This window comes from Roseovarius sp. MBR-6 (genome assembly GCF_040547525.1).
Lineage (GTDB): Bacteria > Pseudomonadota > Alphaproteobacteria > Rhodobacterales > Rhodobacteraceae > Roseovarius.
The window spans coordinates 166017-179912 of sequence record NZ_JBEPPW010000003.1 but is presented as its reverse complement, the minus strand read 5'-3'; the positions used below and the strand labels follow the sequence as shown (position 1 = coordinate 179912).

General features: G+C 67.2%; 17 protein-coding genes. 10 read left to right on the top strand and 7 right to left on the bottom strand.

Features of this window, described 5'->3' with window-relative positions; translation table 11 throughout:
- Positions 1 to 73 precede the first annotated feature (73 nt).
- Genes ABIE57_RS05435 through ABIE57_RS05410 form a run of 6 tightly spaced genes read left to right on the top strand, consistent with a single transcriptional unit; the run spans position 74 to position 5255 of the window.
- Positions 74 to 1360, top strand: a complete 1287-nt coding sequence (locus tag ABIE57_RS05435; protein ID WP_354537994.1) for an ABC transporter substrate-binding protein — start codon at positions 74 to 76, stop codon at positions 1358 to 1360.
- A 34-nt stretch (positions 1361 to 1394) separates the two neighbouring features.
- The gene (locus tag ABIE57_RS05430; RefSeq protein WP_354538190.1) at positions 1395 to 1991 is read left to right on the top strand and encodes a hypothetical protein; all 597 of its coding nucleotides are present in this window, start codon (positions 1395 to 1397) and stop codon (positions 1989 to 1991) included.
- A 16-nt stretch (positions 1992 to 2007) separates the two neighbouring features.
- Complete coding sequence (locus ABIE57_RS05425; RefSeq protein ID WP_354537993.1) at positions 2008 to 2928, top strand: branched-chain amino acid ABC transporter permease; 921 nt, start codon at positions 2008 to 2010, stop codon at positions 2926 to 2928.
- On the top strand, positions 2925 to 3857 hold the full coding sequence (locus ABIE57_RS05420; RefSeq protein WP_354537992.1) for a branched-chain amino acid ABC transporter permease: 933 nt from the start codon (positions 2925 to 2927) through the stop codon (positions 3855 to 3857). Before ABIE57_RS05425 ends, ABIE57_RS05420 begins: the two co-directional genes overlap by 4 nt.
- A complete protein-coding gene (locus ABIE57_RS05415; RefSeq protein WP_354537991.1) occupies positions 3854 to 4576 on the top strand; it encodes an ABC transporter ATP-binding protein in 723 nt (240 codons plus the stop codon). Before ABIE57_RS05420 ends, ABIE57_RS05415 begins: the two co-directional genes overlap by 4 nt.
- On the top strand, positions 4560 to 5255 hold the full coding sequence (locus ABIE57_RS05410; protein WP_354537990.1) for an ABC transporter ATP-binding protein: 696 nt from the start codon (positions 4560 to 4562) through the stop codon (positions 5253 to 5255). The genes ABIE57_RS05415 and ABIE57_RS05410 overlap by 17 nt, the downstream gene beginning before the upstream one ends.
- Before the next feature lie 109 nt (positions 5256 to 5364).
- Here the strand turns inward: ABIE57_RS05410 and cobS are convergent, their stop codons facing one another.
- Positions 5365 to 6117 (bottom strand): adenosylcobinamide-GDP ribazoletransferase, encoded by a 753-nt coding sequence (gene cobS / locus ABIE57_RS05405; RefSeq protein WP_354538189.1) that lies wholly within the window; start codon positions 6115 to 6117, stop codon positions 5365 to 5367.
- Between the two features lie 73 nt (positions 6118 to 6190).
- Here cobS and cobT point away from each other — a divergent pair, with 73 nt between their 5' ends.
- From cobT to ABIE57_RS05385, 4 genes are all read left to right on the top strand, one after another.
- Entirely contained in the window at positions 6191 to 7201 is a 1011-nt protein-coding gene (gene cobT, locus ABIE57_RS05400; protein ID WP_354537989.1) for a nicotinate-nucleotide--dimethylbenzimidazole phosphoribosyltransferase, read from the top strand.
- Between the two features lie 66 nt (positions 7202 to 7267).
- Positions 7268 to 8485, top strand: a complete 1218-nt coding sequence (locus tag ABIE57_RS05395) for a hydantoinase/carbamoylase family amidase (protein WP_354537988.1) — start codon at positions 7268 to 7270, stop codon at positions 8483 to 8485.
- A 97-nt stretch (positions 8486 to 8582) separates the two neighbouring features.
- Positions 8583 to 8942, top strand: a complete 360-nt coding sequence (locus tag ABIE57_RS05390; RefSeq protein ID WP_354537987.1) for a 4Fe-4S dicluster domain-containing protein — start codon at positions 8583 to 8585, stop codon at positions 8940 to 8942.
- A gap of 74 nt (positions 8943 to 9016) precedes the next feature.
- A complete protein-coding gene (locus ABIE57_RS05385) occupies positions 9017 to 9670 on the top strand; it encodes an alternative oxidase (protein ID WP_354537986.1) in 654 nt (217 codons plus the stop codon).
- Positions 9671 to 9826: 156 nt separating this feature from the next.
- Here the strand turns inward: ABIE57_RS05385 and ABIE57_RS05380 are convergent, their stop codons facing one another.
- The 6 genes from ABIE57_RS05380 to ABIE57_RS05355 all read right to left on the bottom strand — a co-directional run bounded on the left by ABIE57_RS05380 (position 9827) and on the right by ABIE57_RS05355 (position 13681).
- Entirely contained in the window at positions 9827 to 10525 is a 699-nt protein-coding gene (locus ABIE57_RS05380) for a CDP-alcohol phosphatidyltransferase family protein (protein WP_354537985.1), read from the bottom strand.
- Positions 10526 to 10616: 91 nt separating this feature from the next.
- Positions 10617 to 11204 carry a cytochrome P460 family protein gene (locus ABIE57_RS05375; RefSeq protein ID WP_354537984.1) on the bottom strand — a complete coding sequence of 196 codons (588 nt, stop codon included), beginning with the start codon at positions 11202 to 11204 and terminating at the stop codon, positions 10617 to 10619.
- A gap of 83 nt (positions 11205 to 11287) precedes the next feature.
- Positions 11288 to 12235 (bottom strand): tyrosine recombinase XerC, encoded by a 948-nt coding sequence (locus tag ABIE57_RS05370; protein ID WP_354537983.1) that lies wholly within the window; start codon positions 12233 to 12235, stop codon positions 11288 to 11290.
- Positions 12232 to 12939: a DUF484 family protein gene (locus ABIE57_RS05365; protein ID WP_354537982.1), complete on the bottom strand. Its 708-nt coding sequence runs from the start codon at positions 12937 to 12939 to the stop codon at positions 12232 to 12234. Before ABIE57_RS05365 ends, ABIE57_RS05370 begins: the two co-directional genes overlap by 4 nt.
- A 252-nt stretch (positions 12940 to 13191) precedes the next feature.
- Positions 13192 to 13347, bottom strand: coding sequence for a hypothetical protein (locus ABIE57_RS05360; protein WP_354537981.1), 156 nt, complete (start codon positions 13345 to 13347; stop codon positions 13192 to 13194).
- Positions 13334 to 13681 carry a hypothetical protein gene (locus ABIE57_RS05355; protein WP_354537980.1) on the bottom strand — a complete coding sequence of 116 codons (348 nt, stop codon included), beginning with the start codon at positions 13679 to 13681 and terminating at the stop codon, positions 13334 to 13336. The genes ABIE57_RS05360 and ABIE57_RS05355 overlap by 14 nt, the downstream gene beginning before the upstream one ends.
- Between the last annotated feature and the right edge of the window lie 215 nt (positions 13682 to 13896).

Genomic DNA, 13896 nt, shown 5'->3' with positions numbered 1-13896 from the left:
GCATTTTGCGCGCGCGGCAATCGCGCCGCATGTGCAAGACACATCTGCAAGACAAGGGAGCGGAGACCCGCCCATGACCATCAAGACCCAAGCCACCCCGACGCGCCGCGACGCTCTGCGCACCCTGACTGCCGGGGCCGCCGCCGCCAGCCTGCCCTTGTGGGCCCGCTACGCCCATGCCCAGAGCGCGGCCCCCATCCGGCTCGGCTTTCAGCAGCACCGCACCGGCATTGGTGCTGCCTATGGGCGCTGGTATGGCCGCACGGTCGAGGCGGCGACCGCGCTCATCAACGAGGGTGGCGGCATCAATGGCCGCCCGGTGGAGATCGTGGCCGAGGATGACGGCACCGACCCCAAGCGCGGGGCCGAAGTGCTTGAGAAATTCGCCAACCAGCACGGCGTCGACGTGGCTTTCGGCACACTGTTTTCCCATGTCGTGATCGGCTCCGCCCCGCGCGCGGGGGAGTTGAAGCTGCCCTATTTCGTGGTCTCGGAGGGCACGCATGTGTCCTCGGGGATGCTCAACCGCTACACGTTGCAGCCCGGTATCACCGATGTGAAGGCGCAGGTCATTTCCATGGCCCCCTTCATCACAGGGAACCTTGGCAAGAAGGTCACGATGATCTTTCCCGATTACGGCTTCGGCTATGATCACCGCGACAACCTTGTGCCCGCCATCGAGGCGCAGGGCGGCACCGTGCTGGAAAAGATCGCGATTCCGCCGACCGAGACCTCCTTTACCAAGTATTTCCCGCGCATCCCGCGCGACACAGAGGTGCTTTATCACGTCATGGTCGGGCCTGCCGTGCTGACCTTCGTCAAGGAGTTGGGCGAGTTTTTCGGCGGCCAGGGGCCGCAGCTTTTCGGCTTCATCGACAGTCTGGAAGCGGTGGCCATCGACAGCCCCGGTCTGGAATTCCTCGAAGGCAGCCATTTCTGGGAAGGCATGTGCCGCCACGCGCAAACCGGGCAATCCGCGCACGAGACCGCCTATCGCGCCGCCGTTGGCGTGGGTGAGAGCGGTGCCTCGGTCGCCGATCCGCGCGATGTCTCCACCTATGGCCACATGTTCGGCTGTTGGGAGACGCTGCACATCATCAAGGCCGGGATGGAGGCGTCGGGCTATGCCGGGCCGCAGGACCGTGCCGCGCTCATCGAGGCGGTCGAGGCGATGGAGGATATCCCCGAAAGTGCTGCCCATCCGCAGGGCGCCAAGCGCTTCAACGGGCGCACGCATCAGGTTTTCGGGCATCAGAATGTCAGCCGGGTCGAGGGCGGGCGGCTTATCCGCGTGCATCGCACCTCGATCGAGGATACGTTCTATCCCGATCAGGTGGACTATACCCAACAACCGTTCTGAGGAGGCGAGGCCCGTGAGCGTGACGCGCAGGCAGATGGTGCAGGGGCTGGCGCTTCTGGCGCTGGCGGGCTGTGGCGCGCCGCCGCCCCCTGCCACCCCCGACGAAGTCTCGCGCCTCGCCGCCGCCATCGCGGGGCTCGGGCCGGAGGTGGACCGCGAGGAGGCGCAGCGCGCGGCGCGCATCAGCTACGAGCATACGCACCGGCTGGCGCAGCAATACCAGATCACCGACCCGCCGCTCATCCACAATACCAAGGTGAATATGGGGCTGAAGCCGCGCGGCCTCTGCTGGCACTGGGCGCGCGACATGGAGGACCGGCTGAAGCAGGAGCGGTTCGAGACGCTTGATTTGCACCGCGCGGTCGCCAATGCCGAGAACAGGTTCCGGCTGGAACATTCCACCGCCATCGTCAGCGCCAAAGGGGCCGAGTATGAGACCGGCATCGTGCTCGATCCGTGGCGCAAGGGCGGGCGGCTGACATGGGCCCCGGTGCGCGCGGATGGCGACTATAACTGGGAGGCGCGCAACGAGGTGGTCGCGCGCAAGCTGGAGCGGGCCCATGGCCAGATCGTGACGCTGACCGCCGATCAGCGCCTGCTCATGGGCGGGGTGGAGTTCGTGCCCGAATGACCGGGGCGCGGCGCTGATGGAATTCGGCCCCCACCTGATGCTCGCCACGCTGGAAGGCGCGGTTACAGCCGCCGTGCTGGCGCTGACAGCGGCGGGGCTGAGCCTTGTTTTCGGCGTGATGCGGGTCGTGAACATCGCCCATGGTGAGTTTTTCATGCTGGGCGCGGTGCTGGCCTGGTGGGTGACGCAGGCCGTGGCGGGGCCGTGGGGCTTTGCGCTGGCGCTGGGGGTGGCACCCCTGCTGGTCGGCGCGCTCGCGGTGGCGGCGGATGTGACCATCCTCAAGCGGCTCTCCTACGATCCCGAGCGCACCATCGTGGCCACCATCGGCCTCCTTTACATCCTGCAACAACTCACGCTCATGACCTATGGCCCCGATGCGCGCCCCGTGGTGGCCCCTTTCAATAGCCGCATCGCGCTGCCGTGGCTGGAGAGGGGCGTGGACGGCTGGGCGCTGATCTGGCCCTGGGGCCTCGGGACAACCACCTACAAGCTGGCGGTGATCGGTGCGGCGGCGGCGGTTCTTTGCGCGCTGTGGCTCTTTCTGGCCCGCACCCGTGCGGGGCTGGTGATGCGTGCCACGCAGGCCGACCGCGAGATGGCCACCGCCTTCGGCATCCCCGTCGAGCGGGTTTATGCGCTGACCTTCGGCCTTGGCGCGGCGCTGGCGGCGCTGGCGGCGGTGCTGATCGTGCCCATCCAACAGGCGCATTACCTGATGGGGGCCGATCCACTGCTCTTGTCGTTCATCGTGGTGATCATCGGCGGGCTTGGCAGCCTGCCCGGCACGTTGGTGGCGGCGGTGCTGATCGGGCTGTCGGACGGGATCATATCGGTGTTCTTCTCGCCGACGCTGGCCAAGATCCTCGCCACGCTTCTGGTGGCGCTGGTGCTGGTGTTCCGCCCGCAGGGTCTTTTCGGGGCGCGCGGGAGGTGAGGGCGCTGGCGCTGCATCTGGGGCTTCTGGCGTTGCTTCTGGCGGCGCATTTCCTGCTGCCCGCTTATCACCACGGCAATCTGGCGCGGGTGATGGTGCTGGCAAGCTACGCTTTGGCCTATAACCTGCTCTTCGGCTATACTGGCCTTCTGAGCCTTGGCCACGCGCTCTTCTTCGCGGCGGGCATGTATGGGATGGGCATGGGGGTGCAGCATCTGGGGCTTGGCGCAGGGACCGGTCTGGCGCTTGGCATCGCCTCGGGCGCGGTGGTCTCGGGCCTCGTCGCGGCGCTGGCGCTGCGCACCTCTGGTGTGGCCTTCATGATCGTCACGCTGATGTTCGCGCAGGCGGGGTTCCTCACCATCCTGCATTTCGGCGAATGGACACGGGGCGACGAAGGGTTCGTGCTGGCGCAGGCGGGCCGCACCCTTCTTGGCCTCGACCTGAGCGCCCCCGGCCCCCGCTACCTCGCCGCACTCGCGCTTTTCTCCGTCTGCCTGCTCCTGAGCCTCGCGCTGGTGCGCGCGCCCTTCGGCCGGGTGCTGGTGGCGATCCGCGAGAACGAGGAGCGCGTGCGGATGCTGGGCTATGACACGCAGGCGCACCGCTTTGCCGCCATGGTCGCCTCTGGCACGATGGCGGCGGCGGCGGGGGCGGTCTACGGGATGCTGTTCGGTTATGTGGGTGCTACCTTCGCAAGCGTGCAATATTCGATCCTGCCGCTTCTCTGGGTGCTTCTGGGCGGCGCGGGCACCGTGCTTGGCCCCTTCATCGGCACGCTTTTCATGTTCTATCTCATCGACCTGAGTTCCGGGCTGACCAGTGCCTACATGCTCATCGCCGGGGTGGCGCTGGTGGCGCTCACGCTTTTCGCGCCGCAGGGCATCATGGGCGAGGTGCGACGCAGGTTCTGGCGGGGGCTGCCATGAGCCTTTTGTCCGTGCGCGGCCTCATCCGCGATTTCGACGGGCTGCGCGCCGTGGATGGCGTCGACCTTGACCTGACGGCGGGGGAGGTGCGCGCGCTCATCGGCCCCAACGGGGCGGGCAAGACGACGCTGGTGGGCATGATCGCGGGCCGCATCGCGCCCTCAAGCGGTCGCGTGACATTCGACGGGCGCGACATCACCCGCCTGCCCGCACATCGCCGGATGCGGCTGGGGATGGCCTATACCTTTCAGATCACGTCGATTTTTGCGGGGCTGAGCGTGGCCGAAAACGTGACGCTGGCCGCGCGGCGGCGGGCGCGCGGGGCGGGGCTGACGGGCGCGGTCACGCAGGCACTGGCGCGGGTGGGGCTGGAGGGGCGCGCAGGTCAGGTGGCCGGCGATCTGGCCTACGGCCATCAGCGCCTGCTGGAGATTGCCATGGGCCTTGTGCAACGCCCGCGCCTTCTGATCCTCGATGAGCCGACACAAGGGCTGAGCGACGGTGAAATCGAGGGGTTTCAGACCCTTGTGCGCGCTCTGGCGGGCGAGGTCACGATCCTTCTGATCGAGCACAACATGGCCGTGGTCATGGCTTTGGCCCACCGGATCACCGTCATGGCCGCCGGGCGCATCCTTGCCGAGGGCACACCGGCAGAGATCCACGCCAACCGCGCGGTGCAGGCGGCCTATCTGGGGGGGGCGGATGCTGCGGATCGCTGATCTCAGCGCGGGATACGGCGCGGCGGAGGTGCTGCACGGTGTTTCGCTCACCGTGGCACCCGGCGAAATCCTGTGCCTGATGGGCCGCAACGGCGCGGGCAAGACCACGCTTTTGCGCGCGGCGATGGGGCTTTTGCCGCCCATGGGCGGCGAGGTCTGGCTGGGCGAGACGCGGCTCGATGCGCTGCCCGCGCATCGCATACCGGGGGCGGGGCTGGGGTATGTGCCGCAGGGCCGCCGTCTTTTCGCGGGGCTGAGCGTGGCGGAAAACCTCGATGTCGGGCTGAGGACGGGGCAGGGCGGCCGGGTGCTGCGCGAAGAGGTGCTTGGCCTTTTTCCGCGCCTGCGCGACCGGCTGCGCCAGCGCGCCGAGACGCTCTCGGGCGGCGAACAGCAGATGCTGGCGCTGGCGCGCGCGCTCTGCCTTGGGCCCCGTGCGCTCTTGCTCGATGAGCCGACGGAGGGGCTGCAACCCTCGATGATCGCCGTCATCCGCGATGTGGTGGCGCAAAAACGCGCCGAAGGCGTGGCGATCCTGCTGGTGGAACAGCGCCTCGATGCGGTGATTTCGGTCGCCGACCGGGTGGCGTTTCTGGAAAACGGGCGACTGGCCGAGGAGATGAGCGCAGAGGCGCTGCGCGCCGAGCGCGCGCGCGCCAACCGGTATCTGGGCGTCTGAAGAACCGGGCCGGGGGTGCAACGTCACCCTCGGCCAGGAGATCCTCCCGTCAAGCCGGAGGATGCCCCCGGCCACATCGGCACCCGTGCCCGAACCGGCCGAGGGCCAGTCACACAAGAAGGCAGAGCAGCGCCGCGATTTCCGCCCCCTGTTGCACCGCCCCCAGAACATCGCCGGTCTGACCGCCGATCTTTACCCGTGCCAGCCGCGCAATGACGCCGGCCACCAGCGCCGCGGCCGCCGCGGCCACAAGGCCGGACATCCCGCACAGGAGCAAACCCGCGCCGATTGCCAGCGCCACGGCAACCGCGACGGTTGTCACCGGCGGGCGGCCCTGAGCCTGTGCCAGCCCCGTCTCGCGGGCATGGGGCAGGGTGGCCATCACCCCCGCCATCGCTGCACGCGACAGCATCGCCGAGGTGACGAGCGCCGCCGCCGCCGCGCCGGGCCCGGCCTCGAAGAGAAGCCAGAACGCCACGCCGCGCAGGGCCAGCGTCACGACCAGCGCGATCACCCCGTAGCTGCCCACGCGGCTGTCGCGCATGATCTCGAGCCGCCCCTCGCGCGTCCAGCCGCCCCAGAACCCGTCCACGGTATCGGCAAGCCCGTCCTCGTGCAGCGCGCCGCTCAGCATCACCAGCGCGCCGAGCGCGAGCAGCGCCGCCACCGGCGCGGGCAGGCCAAGCGCCAGCGCCCCCCAGCCGACACACGCGGCCAGCCCGCCCAGGACCGCCCCCGCCAGCGGCCAGGCCCAGGCCGCGCGCGCACCGCGCGCCGTGTCTCTCACGGAGATCGGCAGTCGCGTGAGCAGGCCAAGCGCAAGCGCAAGGTCGATGGGACGGAGGAGGGCCTTGTCGGTCATCGTGGCGGTTTCTTCTGGGGTCGGCGCGCCCCCCGCGATACAGAAGGCCATCGAGACTTGCAACGAGGCCGCCATGTCCGCCCCCTTCGCCACGCTCGCCGGGTTTGCCGCCCTTCTGCGCGACCTGCCCGAACCAGACACGGCAGCACTGCGCGCCGCGCGCGCCCGTGACGCCACGCTGACCAAACCGCCTGGCGCGCTTGGCCGGCTTGAAGAGGTGGCCGCGTGGTATTGCGGCTGGCGCGGCGATGCCCGCGCGCGCGTCACCCGCCCGCAGGTGGCGGTTTTCGCGGGCAATCACGGCGTGGTGGCGCGCGGCGTCTCGGCTTTTCCGCCCGAGGTCACGGCGCAGATGGTGGCGAATTTCAGGGGGGGGGGGGCGGCGGTCAACCAGTTGGCGGGCGTTGTGGGCGCGCGGCTCGATGTGCACGCGCTGTGCCTTGATCGGCCCACGGGCGACATCACCACAGGCCCCGCCATGTCCGGGGCCGACTGCGTGGCGGCGCTGGCAACCGGCTGGGACGCGGTGGACCCGGAGGCTGATCTCTTTGTCGCGGGCGAGATGGGCATCGGCAACACCACGTCCGCGGCGGCCATCGCGCTTGCGCTTTTCGGGGGCCGCGCCGAGGACTGGACCGGGCGCGGCACGGGGGTTGACGATGCGACCCTTGCAGCCAAGGCGCATGTGGTGGCGCAGGCGGTTGCGGCCAATCCGGCGCGGGGTGGCCTTGGGGTGCTTTGCGCGCTTGGCGGGCGGGAACTCGCGGCCATGGCGGGGGCGATCACGCGGGCGCGTGTGCTGCGCATCCCCGTCCTGCTCGACGGGTTTATCTGCACCGCCGCCGCCGCCTGTCTGGAGGCCGAGGCGACGGGCGCGCTCGATCATGCGCTTGCGGGCCATGTCAGCGCCGAGCCGGGTCACGCGCGCCTTCTGGACCGGCTGGGCAAGGCGCCGCTCCTGTCACTCGGGCTGCGTCTGGGCGAGGGGTCGGGCGCGGTGCTGGCCATGGGCGTGGTGCAGGCGGCGCTTGCCTGCCATTCCGGCATGGCGAGTTTTGCCGAGGCAGGCGTTTCGGGCGGTTGAGGGAATGCGGTTGCGTCCCCGCGCCGCGCCGCTAGGCTGGCAGGGAACCGACAGAAGGAGCGCCGCATGATCCCCATCAACCCACAGAGATTTCTGGATAATCTGCACCGCCTGCGCGGCTTTGGCGCGGCGGGGGTGGGGCGTGGCGTGGTGCGCCCAGCCTTCAGTGCGGCGGATATCGCCGCGCGCGATTGGCTGGCCGGTGAGATGCGCGCCGCCGGTCTCAGCCCGCAATTCGATCCGGTGGGCAACCTTTTCGGGTTGGCGGAGGGGCGCTCGTTTCTGGTCGGCAGCCATTCCGACAGCCAACCCGAGGGCGGCTGGCTCGACGGGGCGCTTGGCGTCATCGCCGGGCTGGAGATTGCCCGTGCCTGCCACGAGGCAGGCGGCCCGCCGGTCTCGGTCGTGTCCTTTCAGGACGAGGAGGGGCGTTTCGGCGTCACCACCGGAAGTGCTATCTGGGCGGGCACGTTGCCGCTTGCGGAGGCCGACCGCCTGACCGACCGCGACGGCACAAGCTTTGCCGAGGCGCGCGCGGCCATGGTGCATCTGGCCGGGGATTTCGTCGATCCGGCCCGTTTCACCGGGTTTCTCGAGATGCATATCGAGCAGGGCCCTTGGCTTTACGAGGCGGGCGAGGCGGTGGGGGTCGTGACCGATATCGTCGGCATCCGCGACATGCGCATCACGCTGGAGGGCGAACAGAACCACGCAGGCACCACGCCCATGCACCGCCGCCGCGACGCGTTTCAGGGGCTGGCGCGGTTCAACACCCTGCTTGATGACCGTTTGCGCAATGTCGTGACGCCACAGACGGTCTGGACCATCGGCCATGTGCGCCTGCATCCGGATGCGCATTCCATCGTGCCGGGGCGGGCCACCTTCTCGATGCAGTGGCGCGACGGGGACGCCGACCGGCTGCACCGCATGGAGACGATCATCCGCACCACCGCGCAGGAGGTGGCGCAGGACATGGGCCTGCGCGTGGCGTTCGGCGATCTTCTGGGGCTGGAGCCGGTGACCATGGATGCCCGGTTGTGCACGGCGCTTGATCAAAGCGCCGAGGCCGTGGCGCCGGGCCGCTGGCGGCGGATGCCATCGGGCGCGCTGCATGACGCAACCAACGTGGCGCGGCTCTTGCCCACGGCCATGCTCTTCGTGCCGTCCATCGACGGGATCAGCCACGCCTTCGCCGAAGATACCGCCGAGGCGGATCTTGTGGCGGGGCTGGAGGTGCTGGCCGGGGCGGTGACGCGCGCCGCAGCTCAGGAAGGTCTGTCATGAAAAGTTGACAAGCATCATTGTCCGACTCGTTTTCATGCGCTAGCGTGATCGTGTTGAACCGGTCTGCTGCATGGCATTCTGATTACGGGAGGACGCCATGTATCCTGATTGGCAACGGGAGCCCGCGGGCACAATCCTTACGGAAAAGGACGTGCGCCGCCCGCCCGGCACGGCGGGGCGTCAGCAACTGGCCGAGTGCTGTTCCGGCTGTGGCGATTGCGTGGCGGTTTGTCCGTCCGAGGTGCTTGCGCTCGATCCGCTGGGCTATCCCCATGTAACGTCAGAGCGCGGTCTCTGCGAGCAATGCGGTCTCTGCGCCGATGTGTGCGTAAGAGGGGCGATCGTCTATACAGCGGCCATGCTGCGCGCGCGCGAGCGGGCGCTGGCAAGCGACGGCGAGCCGGTGCTCTGCGTCGAGGATCTGCGCAGCAGCGGGGAATCCGTCGGCACGATCTGAGCATGCCCGCGCCAAATGTCGCATGTAAAATTCATCTTTGCCCCCCATCTCGGTTCGGAGAAAGGGAGCATGCCATGAAACAGAGCCACGACTTCCAGCCTGACGACACGACCGACCTGCACGCGCACCACGCCCCGCGCGACATCCATGACCGGATCGCGCTCCGGGTGGTGAAAGTCATGCGCGTCTTTGCCGATGCGTTCTTTTCCAAACGCTACGGACATCGGGCCGTGGTGCTGGAAACCGTCGCTGCCGTGCCGGGGATGGTGGGCGGGCTCTTGCAGCACCTCAAGTCGGTGCGTCATATCCGCGACGATCAGGGTTGGATCCGCGAATTGCTCGACGAGGCGGAAAACGAGCGGATGCACCTGATGACCTTCATTCACATCGCCCAACCCTCGCGGGGCGAGCGGTGGCTCATCATGATCGCCCAGGCGATATTTTATAACGTGTTCTTCTTCACCTATCTCCTTGCGCCGCGCACCGCCCACCGCATCGTCGGCTATCTTGAGGAGGAGGCGGTGGTCAGCTACACCCAATACCTTGCCGAGATCGACGCGGGACGGCAAGCGAACGTGCCCGCGCCGCAGATCGCCATCGACTATTGGGCATTGCCCGAGGGGGCACGGCTTCGGGAGGTGGTGATCGCCGTGCGCGCCGACGAGGCAAATCACCGCGATACCAACCACGGTTTTGCCAATCAGATCATGGACGGGCGGCATCCCTGAGAGGTTCAGGCCGATTGAAGCCGGGTGCCCGTTTTGCGTGCGTGCAAGGATCGGGCACCGGGTGGTTCACAGGCTCATGCCGCCGGGGACGCGATCAACATCGGGCTGCTGCGCGGCGAGGTCTGCGATATGACCGCGCGCGAGACGGAGGTATGCTCAGAGCGCCTCGCGCGCGGGCACGAGCTGTTGCACGATGCCCACGAAGAGCAGGTAGAGACTTGTCACCACCAACCCCCAATGTGCCCAGCTTTGCGGGTCGAAATGCACCCAGGCCGCCCAGCCCGCGAAGAAGGTCCAGGCAAGCGCCATGGGCAGCGACACCCACCGCCAGCGGCGCGTGCGCACCGGGTGGATGAACTTCAAGGGCAAGAACATCGCCACCGAAAGCGCCGTGACCAGCGCGAGGATGATCCAGAAATTCGGCTCTAGCGCGAAGCAGACAAGCACCACCATATTCCAGCAACCGGGAAAGCCGGAAAAGGAATTATCCTTGGTCTTCATGCGGGTATCGGCGAAATACATGGCGCTGGCAAAGGTGATGACGATGATCGCCACCCAGCCCGTCCAGCCCGGCAGCAGATCGGACTTGAAGAGCGCGAAGGCCGGGATGAAGACATAGGTCAGATAGTCGATGATCAGATCGAGCAGCACCCCGTCAAACTCGGGGGCATTGGTCTTGACATCGTAATGGCGCGCGAGCGGGCCGTCGATCCCATCGACGGCAAAGGCCACCACCAGCCACAGAAACATCAGCTCCCATTCGCGGTCGATGGCGGCGAGCATCGCCAGCATCGCGAAGACGGCACCGGTGGCCGTGAGCAGGTGAACGAGCAAGGCTTTCAATCGAGGTGTCATGCCCGTTTCATGACGCAAGGATGACAGATTTGCAAAGCGAAACCCGGCCCCCCTTGCGGGAGACCGGGCCAAAAACCGCATGAGTGGCGGATCAGTTGGAGACGCGGACCTCTTCCACCGGATAGGCCATCATGTCCTGCGCTTCCCAGGCGACATGGCAATCATGGCAGAAGCTCTGCTTGAATTTCATCGGCTTGCCATTGGGTTGCACCGCCGAATAGACCCAGTCGCCGGTGTCGGGCGCGGATCCGGCCTCGCCCTTGGTCATGATGAAGAGCGGGCCGACGGCGGCCTCTTTCTTCTTGGTCGAAATGGTGATGCTCTCCTTGGCGAGCACGGAGCCTGCGGGCATCACCACGCCCTCTTCGGCAAATTTCAGATATTGTTCGGCGGCGATATCGTTGGCGAAAGTCATGAGCAGACGGCTGCCATGCGCGCCTTGCACGGCGGGGCGGGTCGCGGTCACGGTCCAGTCGCGATAGGCGGCGGCGACCTCATCGCCTTCCTTGGCGTAGGCCTCGGCCATCCGGTCGCCGATGCAGGCGTAGATTTCGGTGATCGCGGCCTCGTCAAGATCGAACGGATCCTCGACATTGGCGGCGCAGGCCTGTGCTGCGGCCTGCTGGCCCATCATCACACCAAGGGCGAGGGTGGCGGCGGCGAAATAGTGACGTTTCATAATGGTCTTTCTCCGGTTTCTGTCGTGACTCACGGGGTCATCCGAAGCGGAGCCTCGCATATCTCGGCTGTAATTGAACTTAACTATTCTGTGAGGGGGATGTCAGACGCGCGGTCGCCACCCTGTGGATGGGCGCGGGCATAGACCTCCATCAGCCGTGCCGTATCGACGGCGGTATAGGCCTCTGTGGTCGAGAGCGAGGCGTGGCCCAGAAGCTCCTGGATTGCGCGCAGATCGCCGCCCGCGTTGAGCAGATGCGTGGCAAAGCTGTGCCGCAGCGCGTGGGGCGTGGCGGTGGCGGGCAGGCCAAGCTGAGCGCGGACCCGTTCCATCGCCTTTTGCACCGGGCGCGGCCCGAGCGCGCCGCCGCGCGCGCCGAAGAAAAGCGGCGTGGCAGCCGTGATCGGGAAGGGGCAGGCCCGTGCATACTCGGCCACGGCGGCGCGGGCGGGGGCGATCACCGGCACGATGCGTTCCTTGCCGCCCTTGCCGGTGATGCGCAGCACCTCCGCCATGGGCAGTGCCGCGCCGGTGAGGCCGAGCGCCTCGGAAATGCGCAGCCCGCAGCCATAGAGCAGCGTCACCACGGCGCGGTCGCGCGCGGCGATCCATGGCTCACCAGATTGGAAATCGACCTGCTCGATCACGTCGCGCGCGGCATCTTCACTCAGCGGGCGGGGCAGTTTGCGGGTGAATTTCGGGCTGCGCGCCGACAGAACGGCGGTCGGCTCGAACCCCTCGCGCTCCGAGAGCCAGCGGTAAAAGCTCTTGACCGCCGAGAGCCTGCGCGCGAGCGAGCGGGGGCCAAGGCCCGTGCCGCGCTCATGGGCCATGAAGGCGCGCATGTCGGAGGTGGTGATCCGGGCAAGCGGGCCGAGGCCCTGCGCCGCGCCGTGATGAGCGCAAAGGAACGTGAGAAACGCGCGCAGGTCGCGCGCATAGGCGTCGATTGTATGGTCCGAGGCCCCCTCGAGCGCCTTTTGCGTGGCCAGCCACGTCTGGAGAGCGTCGCGGGCGGCCGCGCTGATCACGACAGCCAGCGGCGCATCACCCTCTCGAACACGCCCGCGAAGAACGCCAGAAGGTCGGTGCCCTGCTGCGGGCTGAACTGGTGCGGATCCTCTGCTCCCATCACCAGCATCCCCGGCAGGCGGTCCGATCCGAAATCCAGAAGCAGGCACGCCTCGGAGCGGATATGCGGCGCGGTGCGGCCATAGACGCGCATGTCGCCCTCCTCGATCTGGCGCAGCGTGACCTGCCGCGCGGGCGCATCGCGCCCCTGCGTGAGGTAGCCCCGGATAAAGCCCGGCTCGGCCACCGAGAGCACGTCGCCCAGACGGCGCACCGCCGGGTCATTGTCGTTCTGCACCGATTCGAGCACAAGGCGGACGGCATCGACGCGCAGGATATGGGCCACCTCGCCGTCGAGATCGCGCAGGAAAGTCTCGAACTCCACCGGGTCGAGCATCCGCAGGAGGGCGCGATGCACCTGATTGGTGCCGGCAAGGTTCTCATAGGCCGCCGCGATCACAGAGCGGTGCGTATCCTCGAGCCGGTCAAGCCGCGCCTCCAGCCGGTCCATGGCGATGCCGCGCAGATCGATGATATTGCCGCCCATGGCGCGCTCGTTCGCCGCGATGAGGGCGCGCATGAGATCGGTATCGTCGAGGATCACATCCGGCTCGGTGATGATACGCTCGCGCAGGGCGTCGTCGATGCGGGGCTTGGCGGTCATTGCGGCCTCAATATCCGTGTTTTGACGCAGGTTAGCAGATGCCGGCACGGAATGCCGCAAGAAAATGCGGGGCCTGTGTGAAACCGTTGGGGTGCTGCTGTCATCCCCGGCGCGGGGGGCTTGCGGCCGTCATCCTCTGGCTTGACCAGAGGATCGCTTGCGGCACACACCTGTCATCCTCTGGCTTGACCAGAGGATCTCTTGCCGCAAGAGACCCTCGGATCAAGTCCGAGGGTGACGGCGGCGGGGGCCTCAGAGGTCGAGCGCGCCTCGGGCGCGGGTATCGGCCTCACGCGCGGTGCACTTGTAGGGGCTGCCATGGCGCAGGGGCGTGTTGACGGCGCGGGGGCCGCTGGCCATCGCCTCTTCCACGGTGATGGTCTGAAGGCGTGGCTCATCGAAACGCACCGAGTAGACCCAGAATGAACAACAAAATTGGTCCGATCCCAATAGCCCATGCCAACCAGTTGTGTCCGGCGTCAGCAGCCTTTATTCCTGCCCAGAACCAAGCAGAAAAAAGTGCCAACCCAATTATCGCTCGGCCAAGCGAGAGAGCTTCCCTATCCAGAAAGCCCATTTCTTGAGCATACGCAGCATTTCCTGTCAGTCCCGCCAAAGCCACCAACCCGAGCTTCCATATCGTATAAAATTCTACGTTTTTCCATACGTCGGAGAGACGCCAGTTTTTCATCCTGTCTAAACCGATTTTCATCGCCTCTGCCTGTCCGTTTTGCCCCGCCATGATGGGCCGGGGCTGGTTAAGGCGGAGTATGGGCGCGCAGGCGGGCGGCTGTCCATCGGGTGTGGGTGGGGTGCGCCCCGTCATCCTCTGGCCTGACCAGAGGATCTCTTTCGGCAAGAGACCCTCGGATCAGGTCCGAGGGTGACGGAGAGAGACCCTCGGATCGAGTCCGAGGGTGACGGCGGGGGGGGAGACCCCCGGATCAGGTCCGAGGG

Coding starts and splice junctions, on each gene's coding strand:
- ABIE57_RS05380 (WP_354537985.1), bottom strand. CDS start 10,525: ATGACACCTCGATTGAAAGCCTTGCTCGTTCACCTGCTCACGGCCACC.
- cobS (WP_354538189.1), bottom strand. CDS start 6,117: ATGACCGACAAGGCCCTCCTCCGTCCCATCGACCTTGCGCTTGCGCTT.
- ABIE57_RS05355 (WP_354537980.1), bottom strand. CDS start 13,681: ATGGCGGGGCAAAACGGACAGGCAGAGGCGATGAAAATCGGTTTAGAC.
- ABIE57_RS05395 (WP_354537988.1), top strand. CDS start 7,268: ATGATCCCCATCAACCCACAGAGATTTCTGGATAATCTGCACCGCCTG.
- cobT (WP_354537989.1), top strand. CDS start 6,191: ATGTCCGCCCCCTTCGCCACGCTCGCCGGGTTTGCCGCCCTTCTGCGC.
- ABIE57_RS05415 (WP_354537991.1), top strand. CDS start 3,854: ATGAGCCTTTTGTCCGTGCGCGGCCTCATCCGCGATTTCGACGGGCTG.
- ABIE57_RS05435 (WP_354537994.1), top strand. CDS start 74: ATGACCATCAAGACCCAAGCCACCCCGACGCGCCGCGACGCTCTGCGC.
- ABIE57_RS05365 (WP_354537982.1), bottom strand. CDS start 12,939: ATGACCGCCAAGCCCCGCATCGACGACGCCCTGCGCGAGCGTATCATC.
- ABIE57_RS05410 (WP_354537990.1), top strand. CDS start 4,560: ATGCTGCGGATCGCTGATCTCAGCGCGGGATACGGCGCGGCGGAGGTG.
- ABIE57_RS05425 (WP_354537993.1), top strand. CDS start 2,008: ATGGAATTCGGCCCCCACCTGATGCTCGCCACGCTGGAAGGCGCGGTT.
- ABIE57_RS05390 (WP_354537987.1), top strand. CDS start 8,583: ATGTATCCTGATTGGCAACGGGAGCCCGCGGGCACAATCCTTACGGAA.
- ABIE57_RS05430 (WP_354538190.1), top strand. CDS start 1,395: ATGGTGCAGGGGCTGGCGCTTCTGGCGCTGGCGGGCTGTGGCGCGCCG.
- ABIE57_RS05375 (WP_354537984.1), bottom strand. CDS start 11,204: ATGAAACGTCACTATTTCGCCGCCGCCACCCTCGCCCTTGGTGTGATG.
- ABIE57_RS05385 (WP_354537986.1), top strand. CDS start 9,017: ATGAAACAGAGCCACGACTTCCAGCCTGACGACACGACCGACCTGCAC.